The following is an 18212-nucleotide window of genomic DNA, read 5'->3' as shown; positions in this document are numbered from 1 at the left end:
ATTTAATGATTTCAATTAAAAAATATGCAGCGATTGATATTGGTTCCAATGCCATGAGATTGCTTATTACCAATATTGTAGAGCAACAGGACAAGGAAACACAATTTAACAAAAGTGCTTTGATTCGGGTGCCAATTCGTTTGGGTCAGGATGCTTTTACGGTTGGTGAAATCTCAGATGAGAATATTGACAGAATGATTGATGCTATGAAAGCGTTTAAACTGTTGATGAAAGTTTATAAGGTAGAAAAATACAAAGCCTGCGCCACGTCTGCTATGCGCGAAGCTTATAATGGTAAAGAAGTCGCTGATACTATCAGAGAAAAATGCGATATTGATATTGACATCATCGACGGAAAAATTGAAGCTACTATTATTGCGTCTTCAGATTTGCACGATTTCTTAAAAACAGACAAAACGTATTTGTATGTCGATGTTGGTGGTGGAAGTACCGAATTCTCTCTATTTGATGACGGTAAAATGATAGCGTCCAAATCATTTAAAATAGGAACCGTTCGTATGCTGAACAATATGGTAAGCGACATTGTTTGGGACGAAATCGAAAAATGGATTAAAGCCAATACTGAGGAATATGATGAAGTAATCCTAATCGGTTCCGGTGGAAACATCAATAAGCTGTTCAAACTTTCAGGAAAACTGCAGGACAAACCGTTGTCATATCTATACTTAAACTCACAATACCAATATTTGAATTCACTGACATACGAGCAACGTATCGCTGAATTAGCATTGAATACTGACCGTGCCGACGTTATCATACCGGCAACCAGGATATATTTAAATGCTATGAAATGGAGCGGCGCCCGACAATTATTTGTGCCAAAAATCGGTTTGGCCGACGGAATCGTAAAAGCAATGTATCAGGGAAGTATATAAGTCTGCTTCGTTCCGCGCAAAGACAAACTATTCATTAACCTCCAACCCAAACAGATTTCGCATCAGCTCTAAGTTGGGATTGAGTTCCACCAAACGGTTGTATTTATCTTGTGCAGTGTATCTTTTTTTATCAACCAAAGTCTCATTCACTTTTACTTCAATTGCAATATCGTGGTTGTGCAGTTTTCCACGTAAGTAGCCCAAAAGTTCCGGTCTTTCTTTTTCAAAATCTATTTTTGAACTTTCGTTCGGTAATTCGTGGATGATAGTTGTGCCTTCAAGAATTGGATCGTTAATAGTCAACAATGAAGCTATAATTCGATAACCCTTATCTTCCATGCGTTGTGCATACTTCAGCCATTGCTCCAACATTTCGGTTTCGGTAAACGCTTCGCTTGCCAAATGCACCACTTCTTTAACGGTAGCTTTTAAGTTTTCAGCCATTTCTTTTTTGGCACGAATACTCGCCAACGACATAGCGGAGACTTTTGGCTGGATGTCAGTTGTTGATTGTTGGTTGGTTGTTGTTGGTTTTGGCACCTCGACTGCGCTCGGTGTGACGATTATTTGAGATTCAGAAATTTTCTCTACAACTTCTGCTTTTGGCTGTTCGGGCTGAACTACACCTTCTGGAGTCGTAATTCGTAATTCGTAATTCGTAATTGATTTTACCTCAGAAATTGAGTAGTCATTTCTACGATAATACGTAGGCGGAATTATAAACTCAGGCTTTTTTTTTTCTCCATCAAAACCGATAGAGCTTAGTTGCATTAGCGCGAGTTCTACCAAAAGGCGTTGGTTTTGGGAAACCTTATATTTCAAATCACAATCATTCGCGATGTCGATACCTTTTAACAAAAACTCCTGCGATACTTTTTGCGATTGTTGTCCGTATAATTTTTGTGCCGCTTCACCCATTTCCAACAAAGTAAGCGTAGCTGGTGTTTTGGCAACTAATAAATCCCTGAAATGCGATGCTAATCCGGCAATGAAATGATGACCATCAAAGCCTTTGGATAAAATTTCATTATAAGCCATTAATACTTCCGGGATTTTGTTTTCCAAAATCAAATCGGTTATATTGATATACGTTTCATAATCCAAAACGTTCAGATTCTCAGTAACTGCCTGACGTGTTAAGTTATTTCCACAATAGGAAACAACTCTGTCAAAAATGGACAAAGCATCACGCATTGCGCCATCAGCCTTTTGAGCAATAATATGCAAAGCATCGTCTTCAAAGGTTACATCTTGACTTTTTGCTACTTCAGCCAAATGTTCCTTGGCATCTTTAACCGTAATTCTTTTAAAATCAAAAATCTGGCAACGCGATAATATCGTTGGAATGATTTTGTGTTTTTCGGTCGTAGCCAAAATAAATATGGCGTGCTTTGGCGGTTCTTCCAGGGTTTTCAAAAAAGCATTGAAAGCTGCCGAAGACAACATGTGCACCTCGTCAATAATATATACTTTATATTTTCCGGTTTGTGGCGGGATTCGAACCTGGTCAATCAGATTTCTGATATCATCAACCGAATTGTTAGAAGCAGCATCCAATTCAAATACATTAAAAGCAAAATCTTCATTCGGATCATCATAACCCGGCTGATTAATTTTGCGTGCCAAAATCCGGGCGCAAGTCGTTTTTCCAACACCTCTCGGACCTGTAAATAATAATGCAGAAGCTAAATGATTGTTTTCTATGGCGTTAAGCAAAGTGCTCGTAATAGCTTGCTGACCAACAACGTCTTTAAACGTTTGCGGTCTATACTTACGGGCAGATACTACAAATTGTTCCATAGCTTTTTATTGGATTACAAATATAGAATTTTCAATATCAATGGCAATATCAATAACAATAAACAATAATAAAATTATTAACTATTTGAACATTGCTATTTTGATTGATTTTTGAAATTGAAATTGATTTTTTAATGTTTATTTCCTTTGATGCTCAATTCGAGTAAAACCTGAGCTGCCCGACTTTCGGAATTGGCAGAAAAACCAGCCACAAATACTCCTTTTTCTCCAGTATTTGATTTGATGCCATAGACAATTGCTTCATCATCAGGATTTGAGTCACCTTCATAACGGTAAATGTGCAGGATTTCATAACTGTTTGGATTGTGCATGATGTCTTCTTCCAGAAGATTAAAGTCAATAGTAAATCCCATGGATTTGAGTTCTTCCAGGGCTTTCAAAACGGGGGCATAGTGATATCGGTTTTCCATACCTTAAAAATAAGGTTTTTTTTGTTGATGGTAAAAGATTTTAGTGACAAGTAATTAGTAACTAGTGATTAGTTGTTATTAGCCCCGATGGGAACGGCATCCTTTTTCTTTTGAAAAAGATATAGTGGACAGCGGGAAGATAGTTTCTTAGAAAGACAAACGCCATGCTCCTTAACCTAAAACTTCTGCAATGGTTTCGTTTTCGAGCAAGATTATCAAAGCATGCTCTTCGTCTTTAAGTTCGGATTTGGTCTTTTTTGGTTTGTAGTTCCAAATGGAACCGCGTTCAAAAGCAGCAATGACTGTTGGATGGACATAATATTTTTTGCAGACGGTTCGTGTGTTTCCAAGTTTTGAAGATACTTCATCCAGAACTTCTACAACTTTGCGTTTGAATTCGGTTTGCGTTTCAGGCTGAGGCAATTTCTGGAAAGCTCCAAGCGCATTGACACTTCCTGACCAGCAACGAAAGTCTTTTGCAGTAAAATCTTCATTAGTAACACTTTTCAGATAGTTATTTATATCAGAAGAAGTGATGCAGCGATGATTGCCATCGTCGTCATAATATTGAAATAAGTCCTGCCCCGGAATGTCTTTGCATCTTCTGACAAGATTGGCAAGTCTCATGCTTTCCAGGCTTATTTTGTGGGTAACACCTTTTTTGCCGACAAAATCAAAATAGATTTTGTTATTCCGAAAATTGACATGGTCATCCTGTAAAGTAGTCAGGCCAAAAGAACCGTAAAGTTTTTTATACGCATCATTCCCGATTCGGATATTGGTGAGTTCAATAAGTTTTACAACCAATGCTACCACTTTTTCATAAGGCAGTCCTTTTTTATTCAAATCAGTTTCTACTTGTTTTCGGATTGCAGGAAGCGCATTGGCAAAACTGCGGAGTTTGTAAAATTTAGATTGGTTTCGGATTTTATTCCAGTGCGCATGATAGCGATATTGTTTTCGGCCTTTAGTATCAATACCAGTTGCCTGAAGATGTCCGTTTTCATAAGGAGAAATCCAGACATTTTCCCACGCCGGTGGAATCACAAGTTTATTTATGCGTTCCAAAATGTCTTTTTCACGAACCTTCTTTTTGTTTTCGTCAACAAATTCAAAACCTTCTCCTTTTCGGATACGGTAAAAACCATTATTGACATTAATGGAATAGCGAAGCCCAACAGACTTAGCTGTTGTTATGGGATTTCTGCCTATTTTTTCGAGTTTGGATTTAAGCCGTTCCATCACAGATGGTCGATCAGTTTAACCACTTCTTTGGGTTTATCAACTTCATCAGGTTGTTGTTTCTGACTGTTATCCGGATTCATTTCGGGATGCTCTTCCGGATCTTTTTTATTTTTAATGCTTAGTTCATTCAGCACCATGGCCGCACTTTTATCAGTATAAGCTGAAGCACCAGCCACAAAAACGCCTTTTTCGCCAGTGCTGGATTTGATTCCATACACAGTAGCTTCATCACCGGGATCGCTCTCGCCTTCATAATAATAGATATGTACTATTGTAAAATCATGCGGACTATTGATGATTCTTCCTTCCTGAGTATTAAAATCTACGGTAAAACCTTTTTCTTTTAATTCATCTAAAGCTTCTGAAACAGGGGCGTAGTGGTACATATGTCGATCCATGGTTACTGCAATTTGATTGGTTATAATATTCGTAAAATTAATCTTTAGGTATTCGTTCAGGTTACAGAATTAAGACTGAATGTTATAAAATTATTATTGTAAGTTTGCACCGCAGACCGCCTTATCGTTCTCGTCCCAAAAGACGAGAGAGGAAAGTCCGGACACCAAAGAGTAGCATATTGGGTAACGCCCAACCGTCTCGTCCTAAAAGACGAGATCGAGGACAAGTGCAACAGAAAGTATGTACAGGTAATGCTGTAGTGAAACCAGGTAAACTCTATGCGGTGAAATTCCAAGTATATCGGCATTTAAGGATTACTCGTCCGTTGTCGAAGGGTAGGAAGCTTGATCCCGACAGTAATGTCGGGGCTAGATAAATGATAAGGTATTTCTAATTTGTTACAGATTCTGAAACAAGTTCAGAAAGAACAGAATCCGGCTTATAGGTCTGCTTTTTTTTAGTGAAACGCAACTTTGAATTTTCAAAGTTGTAAGCTGAACTAATCCCCATGCCAATCGGGATATTTTATTTAGGATTATTTCGTAAATTGCAGTTGTCAAACGAAATTTATTCATTCCTATGAGCCACATTGTAAAAGTCCTTGAAGCCCGATTTATCACCCACGATGTTAAACGATTTGTTGTCGAAAAGCCTAAAGGTTTTGACTTTATTCCCGGACAGGCTTGTGATGTTTCTATAAATCTTCCGCTATGGAAAGAGCAATTGCGTCCTTTTACATTTACCAGTTTGAGAGATTCCAAGTTTTTGGAATTCATTATTAAAATTTATAGCGACCATCCCGGAGTTACCAATGAATTAGGTAAGATAAACGCTGGTGACGAATTGATTCTTCACGATGTTTTTGGCGCAATCAAATACGTTGAACCTGGAATTTTTATTGCTGCCGGAACAGGTATCACACCTTTCATTTCTATTTTTCGCGAGTTGTATAAAAACAACAAACTATTTAACAATCGACTCATTTATGTCAATAAAACTTCAAATGATATCATTATGGGAGAAGAGTTGCACAGAATGCTGAAGAATAATTTCACCAGTGTCCTGACTCGTGAAAATACGGTTGGTTTTATTGGGAAACGTATTGATCGTAAATTTTTGATTGAGAATATCGTGGATTTCAGCAGGCATTTTTATGTGTGTGGTCCGGATAATTTTGTAAAAGACATTACACATCATCTTTTAGATTTGGGTGCTGATGCTGATACGCTGATTTTTGATAAGTAGAGAAATAGCAATGCTATGTCTTTACAATTCGAAGAAAGTAAACACAGAACCACCATAATTTTTCTGGAAAGAATAATTAGGCATGTTTTCCAACTTGGTGTATTTTGAATGTTCAACAACCAGCATTCCTTCTTCATCCAATAATTCGTTTTCAAAGATAAGGGCAACGATTTTCTCAAATTCCTTTTGTTCCATTCCATAAGGCGGATCAGCAAAGATTATATCGTAGTTGCCTGAATGCTTTTCAAGGAATTTAAACACATCGCTTTTGATTGCCGTAATATCAAACTCAAATTCCTTAGCCGTTTTTTTAATGAAGTTTACGCAACCCATATCACCATCAACACAAAGAATTGGTGAACAGCCACGCGAACCAAATTCATAGCTAATGCTTCCGGTGCCGGCAAAAAGTTCCAAAACTTTGAGTTCCGAAAAATTAAAATGATTGTTCAGAACATTGAACAACGCTTCTTTGCTCATATCGGTTGTTGGACGAACGGGAAGGTTTTTGGGTGGCGCTATTCTTCTTCCTTTATATTTGCCAGAGATGATTCTCATGAGTGTAATAATATAAAATGCTCGCGCTTTTCGACATCGGATAAATTGCTTTGCATCGAACTCACATCAAACAAATTGGCATTTCGCACATATTTATAAGCAATTTTATAAAGCGAATCGTCTTCAGCAACTTTACCAAGCAGTTCTAATTTAAAACTCTCCGGATTCAAATGCAATTGCTCTGCGGTGAATAAAATATAGTAGATAAAATCTTCAGGCGTTTTATATTCAAAGGTATTATAAAGCTGCAGTTTTTGATTTTGAATTACCACAATTTCAAAATGCGTATCACTTACATGTACAAACATTTTGGATTCTTCATTGTTTTTGGATACATCCAGCAATTTTTTCACCAAAACTGTATTGGCGTGTTTGTAATCAAAAGTGCCAAATTGGTCAATGAAATAATTGTTCAGATTTACATACGGAATATAAACGTTGTTCATTTCGTAATTTCCCAATTCATCATAAGCAAAGAAATCGGTTTCAAAAACCTTGGTGTTGAATTGCAGATAACTGCCTAAATAATCTTCGTCAAATAAAGCTGTTGGCACAAAAGTCGAAAGATTGTTACTGTGGATAATCACAACTTCGTCATAACCAGCTTTGAGTTCGGGATTATTCTCAAACGCTTCGGCAAACAAATCTTCTGTTTTGATGGTAAGATTGAGTTTGCCTAAAACAACTTTTTGCAGCTTGGTAGCTTTGTTAGTAAGCGTATCAAACGTAGCAAAAGACAAACCATTCAGAGAAACCTGAATTGCCAGTTTTTGGTACATTTTGTCTATAACACTGCTGTTTTGCCACATAGTTTTTCCTTTATAAATAGGAAAGGCAAACTTACGAAAATCAATATCAATTTCAATGTCAAAAATCAATATCAATATCAATATCAATATCAATATCAATTTCAATGGCAAAGATCAATGTCAATGTCAACATTTAAAATATGGATTTCTATTATTGTAATTGATTTTTGACATTGCCATTGTAGTTGAAAACTCTATATTTGAAACTCAAATTATATTCAATCCTTTAATGACTTCCAGCCAGTTTTACAGTGTGTTACAAAAACAGTTTCCGTTTCAACCGACCGTAAAACAGGATATTTTTTTTCAAAAAATTGCCGATTTCTTAACCAATTCCAATTCCAACGAAATTTTTGTATTGAAAGGTTACGCCGGAACAGGAAAAACTACTGTGATTTCTACGATAGTCAATAATCTTGGCGCAATTAATAAAAAGTATGTGTTGTTGGCGCCAACGGGAAGAGCAGCGAAAGTCATTGCGAATTATTCCAACAAACCAGCGTTTACGATTCACAAGAAAATCTATTTTCCGAAGAAAGGAAAATCAGGTGGCGTTTCGTTTACGATGCAGACAAATAAATTTAAGAATACCATATTTATAGTGGATGAATCATCGATGATTTCGGATGTAAGTGCTGATGCCAAGCTTTATGAAAACGGTTCGCTGCTCGATGATTTGATTTCTTATGTATATAATGGCGAAAATTGTAAAATGATTTTGCTTGGCGATACGGCTCAATTACCACCAGTGCAATTGGATGTCAGTCCGGCATTGGATACCGAAAAACTGGCTTTGAATTACAACAAAGAAATTTTCTCGATTGAGTTGGATGAAGTAATGCGTCAGGAAGAATTTTCGGGAATTTTACAAAACGCAACAGAATTGCGTGAAATAATGAAAAGCAGTTTCCTTGATAATTTCAAATTCAACTTAAAAGGATACAAAGATATTGTCAGATTAACGGATGGTTTTGATATTCAGGATGCGATTCAAAGTGCTTACAGCAATTATAGTATTGAAGATACTTGTTTTATTGTGCGTTCCAATAAAAGAGCGAATCAATACAACCAGCAAATTCGCGCCAGGATTTTGGATAAGGAAAGCGATTTGTCGGTCGGTGATTATTTGATGGTTGTGAAGAACAATTATTTTTGGTTAAAAGAAAATGATGAAGCCGGATTTATTGCCAATGGCGATATTATTGAGGTTTTGGAAATTTTTGGTTTCAAGGAATTATATGATTTCAGATTTGCCAAAGTCAAAATCAGAATGGTTGATTATCCCGATCAGAGACCTTTCGAAACAATGCTTTTACTAGATACAATTACCAGCGAATCGCCATCACTTACTTATGACGAAAGCAATCATTTGTATCAGGAAGTGATGAAAGATTATGAAGGCGAAGCACAATACCGCAAATTTCTAAAGGTAAAAAGCAACGAATATTTCAACGCACTTCAAGTAAAATTCTCTTATGCGATTACGTGTCACAAATCTCAAGGCGGACAATGGAATACTGTTTTTATTGAACAGCCATATCTGCCAAATGGCGTTGATTTAGATTATATTCGTTGGCTTTACACTGCAGTTACGCGAGCCAAAGACAAATTGTATCTGATTGGTTTTAAGGATGAGAGTTTTGAAGAGTAGCTATTTTTTCAATATCTTCTTTTAGGATATCTATTTCTTTTCGATTTCTATCACCAAGAACATAGGCTAAATTTGAAAATTCAATTTTACCATTTAAATAGTAATTCATAAGCTCATTTTTGACTTTTTGAAAATCATTACCGTCATACATTTCGTAGCTATAGGTTTTCAACTCTCCTGATAGTAATTTCAATTTTAAAGTGTTATCAGTTCCATTTGAAAGAGCAGGGCCAAAATTTCCTCTTCCAGAACCATTCATTTTTCCGTAGTAATCATCATTTGAAATTTCAATATTTTTTATCTGTTCAAGTGTAAACGTTTCCTCTTGAATTTTAATTTTATCCATTTCAAAAATTAGAAAGCCATCCAGCTTTCCTTTCAAAGGTTTAGCTTTCCCTAAGTTATAGAATCCCGAAATAACTCCAGTAATCCAACTTCCTAAGCAAATAAAAATAAATATGTTGTTAAATATATTTTTTGGTATTGGGTCAGAAAAATTGTTTGTAATTGCTAAAATACCCAAACAAGTAAATATAATCGAATAGATAATTTTATTGGTTGTTCAATAAAATTTCTTCACTTTTATAAAAACTGGAAAACGCTGCATCTATTGTAATTAATGTTTTTCAAAAATAGCAAATTTTTAGATTGATAAAATTCAAATCAACTTTGTAACTTAGCTTCTCTAAAACTTTGCAACTTTTAAAAAATGAAAAACTGGATTCTCTATTCTTTAATTTCAATGTTCTTTGCAGGACTGACTTCGGTCATTGCCAAAATGGGATTGCGAAATGTGAGTTCAGATACAGGTTTAGCCGTGCGGACAATCATTGTTTTCGTTATTGTTTGGCTCAATGTTTTTCTATTTCAGTCGGTAAAAGATTTTAGGAATTTAACCAAAATGGATATTGTCTTCTTGGCAATATCAGGCGTAACAACTTCTTTGTCCTGGATTTTTTATTACAAAGCCATCAAAATTGGAAATGTTTCCCAAGTTGCTTTGATAGATAAAGGAAGCATCCTAATAACATTGCTGTTATCTTTTATAGTTTTGAACGAACAGTTTTCCTGGAAAACAGCCATCGGCGGAAGCCTTATCATTGCCGGACTTTTAATTTTATCTTTGAAATAAAAAAACCTCGTTTGTTTCAAACGAGGTTTTTTTTATGAGATAAACTTAGCCACTCAGTTACTCCGAAACTCAGCAACTTTAAAAAATTACTCCTTAACTATCTTCTCAGTATTAGCTCCTTTATCAAATGTCATTCTTAAAAAGTAAACACCTTTAGCCTGATTAGAGATATCTAATTTTAAGTTGGTGTCATTATACACTTTTGACAGCAATACTTTTCCCTGGACATCAACTAACTGATACGATTTTATGATTTCTGTTGCTCTGACATTAATAATATCTACTGTTGGATTTGGGTAGATGTCATAAGTATATGTATTAAAATCATTCAAACCCAGCGCGGTACCTTGTCCCTGCAAATATAATGAAACAGGAATATATCCTTGAGCACCAGTAAAAACTGCAGTTGGAACCGTGATTTTAAAAGAATGATTTCCGGCAGTTAAATTTCCTAAGTTTAAAGTTCTTATTGGAATTACTGCTCCGGGACACCAATTGCTAAATGACTGCCATTGTGCTGGAGTTCTTGGAGTCGCACCGTAAATTCCATTTCCCTGAGTATTATAAATTCTGTAAGGTTCACATGTTGATTCTCCTGGGATATAACTCAAAAGTGGGACATCATCATGATAGATATAATGAACCCTTCTATTATATTCTTCTCCGCCACTGTTAGAACCATGATTTGAAGTGATAAAATAATATTTGGAATTCGTAATGGCTTCCGGTAGCGTGTAGTTTATTGTTCTGATAGTTTGACCTATAACATCGGTAGCACCAACCTGATAATTGTTTAAATCTTTTTTGAAATTCAAATTCAGTAAAAAAGTATCATTTGGAACAGTTGTATCCGTATTGGTAACAAAATCCATTGTGCCATAAAAAACATCTGTTCTTCCACTGCAACCCGCAACTTGTGTTTGCGCTGCATAGGGAACTCCGAAAACTTCAAATTCTACCCAAAAATCGTAGGCAGCATTCAGAGCGCTATCCTTTAAAATTTTAGCAACATTGTCAACAGTAAATGTATAAGGAACTTCTGTTGGCGAAATGTTCATGTTCATAAAAGGAGTAATGAATCGCCCAATTTCAATTTTTTTAGCTGTAGCCGTATTATAAGAAGCGTCGCCTTTAGGCACTAAAACCAAATTTACATTACCAATTCGGTCATAGTTATCACAAGACGCATATATTGTTATGTCAACTCGTAATGTACTTCCAACTGATTCGAGTTGTGGCTGGGTTAACTTAGTTGTGAATAAATCATTTCTCAATCGGAATACGCCAGGCGAAGTTGGTTCATTTACCAATCCGGCATAACCATCATAAAATAAGACATTGTCATATATATTAATAGTAGTTTGAGATTGTGAAAAGTTTAAAAAAAGAGAAGCGAAAAAAGCAAAAAGTAATTTTGTTTTCATTTTAGTAGTAGTTAGTTTGTTGTTGCCCACAAATCTACAAAAAACAATCAATATTTTTATTTAAAAATACTTAGTAACTTAGCCACTCAAAACTTTTGTAGCTATAAAATGAAAATCATCGCCGTTATACCTGCCCGTTATGCTTCCACACGTTTTCCTGCCAAACTGATGCAGGATTTATGCGGAAAAACCGTTATTCAACGAACCTATGAATCGGCTGCAAATACAGGATTATTTGATGATGTTTTTGTGGTTACTGATTCGATTCTGATTTATAATGAAATCATCAACAACGGCGGCAAAGCAATTATGAGTGTCAAAGAACACGAAAGTGGGAGCGACCGAATTGCTGAAGCTATAGAAAATCTTGATGTTGATATTGTGGTGAATGTGCAAGGCGACGAGCCTTTTATCAATAAAGAACCTTTGGCAAAAGTGCTGGATGTTTTCAGAAATGATTATGATAATAAAGTCGATTTAGCTTCGCTGATGTTTCAAATAACAGACACAGAGGAAATCGAAAACCCGAATAACGTAAAAGTAATAACCGACCAAAACGGTTTTGCGTTGTATTTTTCTCGTTCTGTAATTCCGTATCCTAGAGATAAAGAAGTTGGCGTTCGCTATATGAAACACATCGGGATATATGCTTTCCGCAAACAAGCTTTGTTAGATTTTTATCGTTTGCCAATGAAATCGCTCGAAGCTTCCGAAAAACTAGAGCAACTTCGTTACTTAGAATTTGGAAAAAGAATCAGAATGGTCGAAACCAATCAGGGAAGTATCGGCATTGACACACTGGAAGATTTGGAAAAAGCGAGAAAGCTACTTTAATCATTCAGTTTCTTCATTGTCAAAATAACCTTTGCTTTTTACATTTATAGAGAAGAAATTCAAAAACAAAACCACAAAAGATAAGAAGAACATGGCTTGTATGCTTACCAATACTTTGCCAAAAGTAGTAATGGGATAATAATCGCCAAAGCCAATAGAATTTGAACTTACTATGCTAAAATAAACCGCGTCAAACCAATTCTCAAAAGGTTTGTTCATATTTTGACCATAGGTATACAAAACTGCAAATGAAAATATAAGTTCCAAATAATTCAAGAACAGCATCAGCATAGAGCGTTTATAGGAACGTGGTTTTGAAAACAAGTCGGATGCAAAAATTAAGGTCGGAATATATAGAACAGTTTCTAACAATAAATACATCATTATTCCAATGACTATATGGTTTTCCTGCAATCTGTTGATTAAAATAAAAAGCGGAAAAATTACCTTACCTAAAACATAAAAATCTATTGCTAAATCTTTGTATTCGTGTCCAATTTTGTTAGCTAAATATTTAATATAAACACCGGGAAAAAGCAACTGTGAAGAAGAAAGAAATAATCTTACTATCTTTTCAATTCCGTTGTCAAATTGATGATCATTATTCCAAATGGCATTAATATTCAAAATTCTTCTTTCAATAGGATTGAATTTTGGTTTGTGTTTTTTGGACACTTTACCTAAAAGAAGTTTCTTTAAGACAGCTATCATTTGGTTAGTTTTTTTATGGTAAATAATTCGTTGTGAATTTCTACTTTTGGATACATTCTAAGTGAATATTCACCATTGAATTTTGACTTATAAATCAGGTTTCGCTCTTCCTGTGTTTTGTTAATTACCATCGTATTAAACAAAATAAAACCATTCAGATTCAACAATGAATTGATTCTATTAATGAAAAAATCCTGAAACAAAAAGTTGGGCATAGTGGTATCTTCAAAAATATCAATGATGATTAAATCGTATTGCAGTTTGGTTTTCAAAACATATTCAAAAGCATCATCAATCACGATTTCCAGATTCGGAACCTTATCCAATTCAAAATAGCTATTGGCAATATCAATAACCGCTGCGTCAATTTCAACACCGGTAATTTTTCCTTTGAATTTGATTTCATCCACCAAAGTTTTAATCACGCTGCCACCGGCAACGCCAAGAACCAAGATGCTTTCAAAATTCCGAATGCGTTCAAAACCTATGTATTTCAAGCCTTTTCTAAGTATGCGTTGCAGACTTCCATACGAATAATTGGTGCTTTTACTGTCCAAAACCAATTCGCCATTGTTCCAGGTTACTTCAAGCGACTTGCTTACCGCAGATTTTTTTTGGTAAACATTAATCGGAATAAAATAGCTAAACAGTTTTCGGATCATCAACAAATATTTTCTCAAAAGTAAGACAGAAACACTAAATTTACGCAAATATTGTGTTCATGAAACAACGACTTTACAAATTTATCTTCTTCCGATTACTCGGATGGAAATTGATTGGTGCGTTTGACGAGTCAATCAAAAAATGTATCGTTATTGTGATTCCGCATACCGCAAATGTTGATTTTTTTATTGCTTTATTAGCGCGTGGAATCATGAATGTTGAAATCAATTTCGTGGGCAAAAAGGAATTATTCACTTTTCCGTTTGGCTATTATTTCAGAAGTGTGGGCGGCGCGCCGTTAGACAGAACTGGTGGAAAAAATAATGTAGATGCGACTGTTGAAGTATTCAATAAACACGAAACATTCCGATTAGCGTTATCTCCGGAAGGCACCCGCAAAAAAGTAACCGAACTCCGCACAGGATTTTATTATATCGCGTTCAAAGCCAATGTTCCAATTATTCCGGTTGCGTTTGATTATGGCAAAAAAGAAGTCAAAATTGGCAATCCAATTCATGTTACCGGTAATTATGAAGAAGATATGAAGCTTATCTTACCATTCTATAAAGACGTCAAAGGCAAAAATCCTGAAAGAAGTTTCGATATATAAAACCAATTAAATAGTTTCTTCGTACTTAGTTTTATGTCAATATTAATTTAACTATAAAAACTATTTACAATGAAAAAAACTATTCTAACATCGTTCTTGTTGTCGTTTGTCATGATTTCATGTTCAACTGACAATAATTCTTCTGCAAACAACGAAGCCCGCTCTGCCAAAAAAGATTTTAAATTATTTACAACCAGTAACACTACCGGCAAGGTTTCAGTTACTGATTTGAACACTTCAACAACTTCGAGTTTTACTGTAGCTTCAACTGATGCTGACGGAGCTTACTATTTTGATGATAGTGATGAATTTATTTTAGCTTCCCGCACCAACAACAAAATCGAATTGTATTATGATGTTTCAGAATCCGTTGCGACAAATGCGGCTTCACTTAACTTAGGAACTGCAAGTACTTCCGATTTTAATAATCCACGAGAAATTGCCGTGGCTGGCGACAAAATTGTCGTAACACAAGACCAAAATGCAGCAAATGGTAATACTAATAAATTATTAGTTTATGAAAGAACTGCTACCGGAATCAGTTTGCTGAACAGTTATACTGTTAATTTTAAAATATGGGGAATCCATTTAGAAGGAAGCACACTTTACGCCGTTGCCGACTTAACTTCGGATTTAGTCATTTTTGATAACTTCTTTGCTAATACTGACGGTGCTATTACAGCATCCAAAAGAGTTACCATCGAAGGTTTAGTAAGAACTCATGGAATTACCTATTCCAATAGAAGCAACACGATGGTTTTGACCGATGTGGGAAGTGCAACCTCAGACTCTGATGGTGGACTTATCATAATCAAAGGCTTTACTGATGTATTGGCTAATACACCAAATATGGGAACGATTGCTATGAATAAACAAATCAGAATCTATGGCGCAGCTACTTCTTTAGGAAATCCAGTGGATGTGGCTTATGACAATTTTACCAAAACCATATTTGTGGCCGAAAGGTTAAATGGTGGCGGAAAATTGCTAACGTTTGACTTGCCAAAGACAAATGGTAATTATGCTCCGACTAGTTCAAGAGCAGAATTGGGTGTTAGCAGTGTTTACCTTTTGAGAGAATAACTTTCTTTCTTAAAAGTTTACAAAAAACCTTTGATAGTTATTATCAAAGGTTTTTTTATGCAAATGATTTTCGTTACTTACATTTGCGTAAATTTAAGTTTATGGATTATTTAGCGCTACATCAACAGCATAAAGAAGAAAGTATTTCCGGACGTTATATTACTTTAGAAGATATTGAATCCTTGATTTTAAAGCATCAGGCTGAAATTATTGGACAATCTGTTTTGGAAAAACCGATTTACAAATTGCAATTCGGAACCGGTAAAACCAGAATTCTGATGTGGTCACAAATGCACGGAAACGAAGGCACGACGACAAAAGCAATGTTTGATTTGATAAATTTTTTGCATTCAGATACAAAAGAAAGCAATACGATTTTAGACAATTTTACCTTTTGTATGCTGCCAATGCTAAATCCTGATGGCGCAAAATTATATACCAGGGAAAATGCCAACAAAATTGATTTAAACCGCGATGCACAGAATCTTTCACAACCGGAAAGCATAGTGTTGCGGAAAACATTCGAAGCGTTTCAACCTAATTATTGTTATAATCTTCATGACCAACGCACGATTTATGGCGCAGGAGAAGATGGCAATTCAGCAACAGTTTCGTTTTTAGCACCTGCTTATAATCAAGAACGTGATATCAATGAAGTCCGAATTAAAGCCATGAATGTCATTGTGGCGATGAACAAAACACTACAACAATTCATTCCAAACCAAGTCGGACGATTTGACGATTCTTTTAATTTGAATTGTGTTGGTGATACTTTTCAGTATTTGAATGTGCCAACAGTGCTTTTTGAAGCCGGACATTTTGCCAACGATTATGAAAGAGAAATCACCAGGAAATATGTCTTTACTGCCTTAGTTTCAGGAATCAAGTTTTTGAACGAAAACGATATAGTTCGTAACGAAATTGATGATTACCTAAAAATATCGCAAAATAAAGTCGTTTTTTATGATTTTGTTTATAAAAATGTTAAAATAAATTATGATAATAACGAAAAAATCATCAATTTTGCCGCTCAGTTCAAAGAAGTTCTAAATCACGGAAAAGTATCTCTTGAAGCAGAAATTGCTCAGATTGATAATTTAGAAAATTATTTCGGTCACATAGAAATTGACGCTAAAGGCGAAACTTATAATGACGGTGAAAGTAATTTTCCGGTTCTCGAAAAGAAAGCTGACTTTTATTTAGGAAATATTAAAATAGTTAACGGAGCGCAAGCATAGTTAACCCACACTTTAAAATTTTAGCATTAGATTATAACAAAATTATATTTTATGAGTAAGTTTAAATTAGACGAAGTAGACCACCAAATCTTGGATATGTTGATTGACAACACCAGAATTCCTTTTACAGATATTGCTAAAAAACTGTTGATTTCAGCGGGAACTGTGCACGTAAGAGTAAAGAAAATGGAAGATCAGGGTATCATTATGGGTTCTTCATTGTCTTTGGATTATGAAAAACTTGGCTATTCTTTTATTGCTTATGTTGGTGTGTTTTTGAACAACACTTCACAAACTAAATTTGTTTTGGAGAGAATCAACGAAATCCCTTATGTGACAGTAGCTCACGTAACTACAGGAAAATTCAATATCTTCTGTAAAATTAGAGCTAAAGATACCAAACATGCAAAAGACGTAATCTTTATGCTTGATGATATTGATGGTGTTTACAGAACAGAAACGATGATATCATTAGAAGAAAGCATCAATGACAAAAAGCGTTTGATGCACACTATATTCCAGGAATTAGACTAGTCAAAATTCAAAATAAAAATTAAAACCTCAAGTGAAAGCTTGAGGTTTTTTTATTAACTTAATCCTCAAATTTATTTGTTTGCCAAAAAATGAAAAGAAAGCATCTCATAATTATATCATTGCTGATAGTTTGCACCACATTGCTATTGCAATTTGTATGGAAAGGTAATGCTGATGAACGTTTTGTCTCTTATGTGGTAAATCCAAAAAAGCAATCTTTAGCATTGTATTGGAAAGACAATAAACAAATGAACTTTGCAAGTTTTCAGAATTTAAAAACAGATCTCAATAAAAACAGGAAAGAACTTCTATTCGCTATGAACGGCGGAATGTATAAGAAAGACAAATCGCCACAAGGCCTTTTTATTCAAGAAAAAAATATAAAATCACAAATCGATACTGGCAGTGGTGACGGTAATTTTTATCTTAAACCGAATGGAATTTTTTATCTGACAACAACAAACAAAGCTGTTGTGTGTAAAACTGAAGATTTTGTGGCTAATGATATCATAAAATACGCAACTCAATCTGGACCAATGCTAGTAATAAATGGAGAAACACATTCGGCATTTACCAAAGGTTCAGCAAGATTAAATATTCGGAACGGAGTTGGAATTTTACCAGATGGACAAGTGCTTTTTGCAATGTCTAAAAAGGAAATCAATTTTTATGATTTTGCAGAATTCTTCAAAAGCAAAGGCTGTAAAAATGCCTTGTATCTGGATGGTTTTGTTTCCAGAGCATATTGCCCAAGCCAAAATTGGATACAAACAGACGGAGATTTTGGAGTGATAATAGCAGTTACTAAAAAAATGAAATAGTATGTACACCTTACCCAAAATTGAACGTTTCAATCAAAACGTTTTATCAAAATATCATATTTACAATAGCGTTTTTATAACGCTGCCGTTTGATGCGATTGATAATACCGGCGTATTGCTGCCTTTGT

The 18212-nt window shown here is 35.1% G+C and carries 20 protein-coding genes and 1 other RNA gene; 11 read left to right on the top strand and 10 right to left on the bottom strand.

The annotated features are described in order from the left end of the window. The first annotated feature begins 5 nt into the window (after positions 1-5). Positions 6-896, top strand: a complete 891-nt coding sequence (locus tag ABIQ27_RS12645) for an exopolyphosphatase (protein ID WP_348034266.1) — start codon at positions 6-8, stop codon at positions 894-896. Positions 897-923: 27 nt separating this feature from the next. On the opposite strand, the gene ABIQ27_RS12640 is transcribed toward ABIQ27_RS12645, so the two are convergent. The 4 genes from ABIQ27_RS12640 to ABIQ27_RS12625 form a co-directional block, all read right to left on the bottom strand. Beyond that, on the bottom strand, positions 924-2696 hold the full coding sequence (locus tag ABIQ27_RS12640; RefSeq protein ID WP_348034265.1) for a DNA polymerase III subunit gamma/tau: 1773 nt from the start codon (positions 2694-2696) through the stop codon (positions 924-926). A 131-nt stretch (positions 2697-2827) separates the two neighbouring features. Further along, entirely contained in the window at positions 2828-3127 is a 300-nt protein-coding gene (locus ABIQ27_RS12635; RefSeq protein ID WP_348034264.1) for a hypothetical protein, read from the bottom strand. A gap of 171 nt (positions 3128-3298) precedes the next feature. Beyond that, positions 3299-4369: a DNA topoisomerase IB gene (locus ABIQ27_RS12630; RefSeq protein WP_348034263.1), complete on the bottom strand. Its 1071-nt coding sequence runs from the start codon at positions 4367-4369 to the stop codon at positions 3299-3301. Next, entirely contained in the window at positions 4369-4758 is a 390-nt protein-coding gene (locus ABIQ27_RS12625) for a hypothetical protein (RefSeq protein WP_348034262.1), read from the bottom strand. Before ABIQ27_RS12625 ends, ABIQ27_RS12630 begins: the two co-directional genes overlap by 1 nt. A 120-nt stretch (positions 4759-4878) precedes the next feature. On the opposite strand from ABIQ27_RS12625, the gene rnpB reads away from it, so the two are divergent. Both rnpB and ABIQ27_RS12615 read left to right on the top strand, forming a co-directional pair. Beyond that, an RNA gene (gene rnpB, locus ABIQ27_RS12620) (RNase P RNA component class A) lies at positions 4879-5229 on the top strand. Between the two features lie 121 nt (positions 5230-5350). Beyond that, on the top strand, positions 5351-6016 hold the full coding sequence (locus ABIQ27_RS12615) for a flavodoxin reductase (RefSeq protein WP_348034261.1): 666 nt from the start codon (positions 5351-5353) through the stop codon (positions 6014-6016). Between the two features lie 21 nt (positions 6017-6037). On the opposite strand, the gene rsmD is transcribed toward ABIQ27_RS12615, so the two are convergent. Together rsmD and ABIQ27_RS12605 are read right to left on the bottom strand one after the other, a co-directional pair. After that, on the bottom strand, positions 6038-6574 hold the full coding sequence (rsmD, locus tag ABIQ27_RS12610) for a 16S rRNA (guanine(966)-N(2))-methyltransferase RsmD (RefSeq protein WP_348034260.1): 537 nt from the start codon (positions 6572-6574) through the stop codon (positions 6038-6040). Beyond that, positions 6571-7383, bottom strand: coding sequence for a DUF3822 family protein (locus ABIQ27_RS12605; RefSeq protein ID WP_348034259.1), 813 nt, complete (start codon positions 7381-7383; stop codon positions 6571-6573). The genes rsmD and ABIQ27_RS12605 overlap by 4 nt, the downstream gene beginning before the upstream one ends. Positions 7384-7612: 229 nt before the next feature. Between ABIQ27_RS12605 and ABIQ27_RS12600 the strand changes: the two genes are divergently transcribed. Further along, positions 7613-9034 (top strand): AAA family ATPase, encoded by a 1422-nt coding sequence (locus ABIQ27_RS12600; RefSeq protein WP_348034271.1) that lies wholly within the window; start codon positions 7613-7615, stop codon positions 9032-9034. Here the strand turns inward: ABIQ27_RS12600 and ABIQ27_RS12595 are convergent. Beyond that, positions 9009-9557 carry a hypothetical protein gene (locus tag ABIQ27_RS12595; protein ID WP_348034258.1) on the bottom strand — a complete coding sequence of 183 codons (549 nt, stop codon included), beginning with the start codon at positions 9555-9557 and terminating at the stop codon, positions 9009-9011. The two genes, ABIQ27_RS12600 and ABIQ27_RS12595, sit on opposite strands and share 26 nt — an antisense overlap. 186 nt (positions 9558-9743) lie before the next feature. On the opposite strand from ABIQ27_RS12595, the gene ABIQ27_RS12590 reads away from it, so the two are divergent. After that, on the top strand, positions 9744-10166 hold the full coding sequence (locus ABIQ27_RS12590) for an EamA family transporter (RefSeq protein ID WP_348034257.1): 423 nt from the start codon (positions 9744-9746) through the stop codon (positions 10164-10166). A gap of 86 nt (positions 10167-10252) precedes the next feature. Here ABIQ27_RS12590 and ABIQ27_RS12585 read toward each other — a convergent pair whose 3' ends face one another. Further along, positions 10253-11590, bottom strand: coding sequence for a peptide-N-glycosidase F-related protein (locus tag ABIQ27_RS12585; protein ID WP_348034256.1), 1338 nt, complete (start codon positions 11588-11590; stop codon positions 10253-10255). A 108-nt stretch (positions 11591-11698) separates the two neighbouring features. Between ABIQ27_RS12585 and kdsB the strand changes: the two genes are divergently transcribed. Next, positions 11699-12424 (top strand): 3-deoxy-manno-octulosonate cytidylyltransferase, encoded by a 726-nt coding sequence (kdsB, locus tag ABIQ27_RS12580; RefSeq protein ID WP_348034255.1) that lies wholly within the window; start codon positions 11699-11701, stop codon positions 12422-12424. Here the strand turns inward: kdsB and ABIQ27_RS12575 are convergent, their stop codons facing one another. Further along, positions 12425-13135, bottom strand: coding sequence for a potassium channel family protein (locus ABIQ27_RS12575; protein ID WP_348034254.1), 711 nt, complete (start codon positions 13133-13135; stop codon positions 12425-12427). Beyond that, a complete protein-coding gene (locus ABIQ27_RS12570; RefSeq protein ID WP_348034253.1) occupies positions 13132-13797 on the bottom strand; it encodes a fused MFS/spermidine synthase in 666 nt (221 codons plus the stop codon). Before ABIQ27_RS12570 ends, ABIQ27_RS12575 begins: the two co-directional genes overlap by 4 nt. A 59-nt stretch (positions 13798-13856) precedes the next feature. On the opposite strand from ABIQ27_RS12570, the gene ABIQ27_RS12565 reads away from it, so the two are divergent. The 5 genes from ABIQ27_RS12565 (at position 13857) to ABIQ27_RS12545 (ending at position 18084) form a co-directional block, all read left to right on the top strand. Next, positions 13857-14408, top strand: a complete 552-nt coding sequence (locus ABIQ27_RS12565; protein ID WP_348034252.1) for a 1-acyl-sn-glycerol-3-phosphate acyltransferase — start codon at positions 13857-13859, stop codon at positions 14406-14408. A 69-nt stretch (positions 14409-14477) separates the two neighbouring features. Then, positions 14478-15491 (top strand): hypothetical protein, encoded by a 1014-nt coding sequence (locus tag ABIQ27_RS12560; RefSeq protein ID WP_348034251.1) that lies wholly within the window; start codon positions 14478-14480, stop codon positions 15489-15491. A 101-nt stretch (positions 15492-15592) separates the two neighbouring features. Then, positions 15593-16729, top strand: coding sequence for a M14 metallopeptidase family protein (locus tag ABIQ27_RS12555; RefSeq protein ID WP_348034250.1), 1137 nt, complete (start codon positions 15593-15595; stop codon positions 16727-16729). Between the two features lie 51 nt (positions 16730-16780). Then, entirely contained in the window at positions 16781-17263 is a 483-nt protein-coding gene (locus ABIQ27_RS12550; RefSeq protein WP_136152651.1) for a winged helix-turn-helix transcriptional regulator, read from the top strand. Positions 17264-17352: 89 nt separating this feature from the next. Continuing rightward, complete coding sequence (locus ABIQ27_RS12545; protein ID WP_348034249.1) at positions 17353-18084, top strand: phosphodiester glycosidase family protein; 732 nt, start codon at positions 17353-17355, stop codon at positions 18082-18084. The last annotated feature ends 128 nt before the right edge of the window (positions 18085-18212 follow it).

This window comes from Flavobacterium sp. (genome assembly GCF_039916025.1).
Classification (GTDB): Bacteria; Bacteroidota; Bacteroidia; order Flavobacteriales; family Flavobacteriaceae; genus Flavobacterium.
This window is presented reverse-complemented; position numbering and strand designations above follow the sequence as displayed.

Excerpts from the sequence above, each read along its gene's own strand:
- ABIQ27_RS12575 (WP_348034254.1), bottom strand. The coding sequence starts at position 13,135 with ATGATAGCTGTCTTAAAGAAACTTCTTTTAGGTAAAGTGTCCAAAAAA.
- ABIQ27_RS12615 (WP_348034261.1), top strand. The coding sequence starts at position 5,351 with ATGAGCCACATTGTAAAAGTCCTTGAAGCCCGATTTATCACCCACGAT.
- ABIQ27_RS12645 (WP_348034266.1), top strand. The coding sequence starts at position 6 with ATGATTTCAATTAAAAAATATGCAGCGATTGATATTGGTTCCAATGCC.
- ABIQ27_RS12640 (WP_348034265.1), bottom strand. The coding sequence starts at position 2,696 with ATGGAACAATTTGTAGTATCTGCCCGTAAGTATAGACCGCAAACGTTT.
- kdsB (WP_348034255.1), top strand. The coding sequence starts at position 11,699 with ATGAAAATCATCGCCGTTATACCTGCCCGTTATGCTTCCACACGTTTT.
- ABIQ27_RS12560 (WP_348034251.1), top strand. The coding sequence starts at position 14,478 with ATGAAAAAAACTATTCTAACATCGTTCTTGTTGTCGTTTGTCATGATT.
- ABIQ27_RS12635 (WP_348034264.1), bottom strand. The coding sequence starts at position 3,127 with ATGGAAAACCGATATCACTATGCCCCCGTTTTGAAAGCCCTGGAAGAA.
- ABIQ27_RS12600 (WP_348034271.1), top strand. The coding sequence starts at position 7,613 with ATGACTTCCAGCCAGTTTTACAGTGTGTTACAAAAACAGTTTCCGTTT.
- ABIQ27_RS12570 (WP_348034253.1), bottom strand. The coding sequence starts at position 13,797 with ATGATCCGAAAACTGTTTAGCTATTTTATTCCGATTAATGTTTACCAA.
- ABIQ27_RS12590 (WP_348034257.1), top strand. The coding sequence starts at position 9,744 with ATGAAAAACTGGATTCTCTATTCTTTAATTTCAATGTTCTTTGCAGGA.
- ABIQ27_RS12555 (WP_348034250.1), top strand. The coding sequence starts at position 15,593 with ATGGATTATTTAGCGCTACATCAACAGCATAAAGAAGAAAGTATTTCC.
- ABIQ27_RS12585 (WP_348034256.1), bottom strand. The coding sequence starts at position 11,590 with ATGAAAACAAAATTACTTTTTGCTTTTTTCGCTTCTCTTTTTTTAAAC.
- rsmD (WP_348034260.1), bottom strand. The coding sequence starts at position 6,574 with ATGAGAATCATCTCTGGCAAATATAAAGGAAGAAGAATAGCGCCACCC.
- ABIQ27_RS12630 (WP_348034263.1), bottom strand. The coding sequence starts at position 4,369 with ATGGAACGGCTTAAATCCAAACTCGAAAAAATAGGCAGAAATCCCATA.
- ABIQ27_RS12605 (WP_348034259.1), bottom strand. The coding sequence starts at position 7,383 with ATGTGGCAAAACAGCAGTGTTATAGACAAAATGTACCAAAAACTGGCA.
- ABIQ27_RS12625 (WP_348034262.1), bottom strand. The coding sequence starts at position 4,758 with ATGTACCACTACGCCCCTGTTTCAGAAGCTTTAGATGAATTAAAAGAA.
- ABIQ27_RS12550 (WP_136152651.1), top strand. The coding sequence starts at position 16,781 with ATGAGTAAGTTTAAATTAGACGAAGTAGACCACCAAATCTTGGATATG.
- ABIQ27_RS12545 (WP_348034249.1), top strand. The coding sequence starts at position 17,353 with ATGAAAAGAAAGCATCTCATAATTATATCATTGCTGATAGTTTGCACC.
- ABIQ27_RS12565 (WP_348034252.1), top strand. The coding sequence starts at position 13,857 with ATGAAACAACGACTTTACAAATTTATCTTCTTCCGATTACTCGGATGG.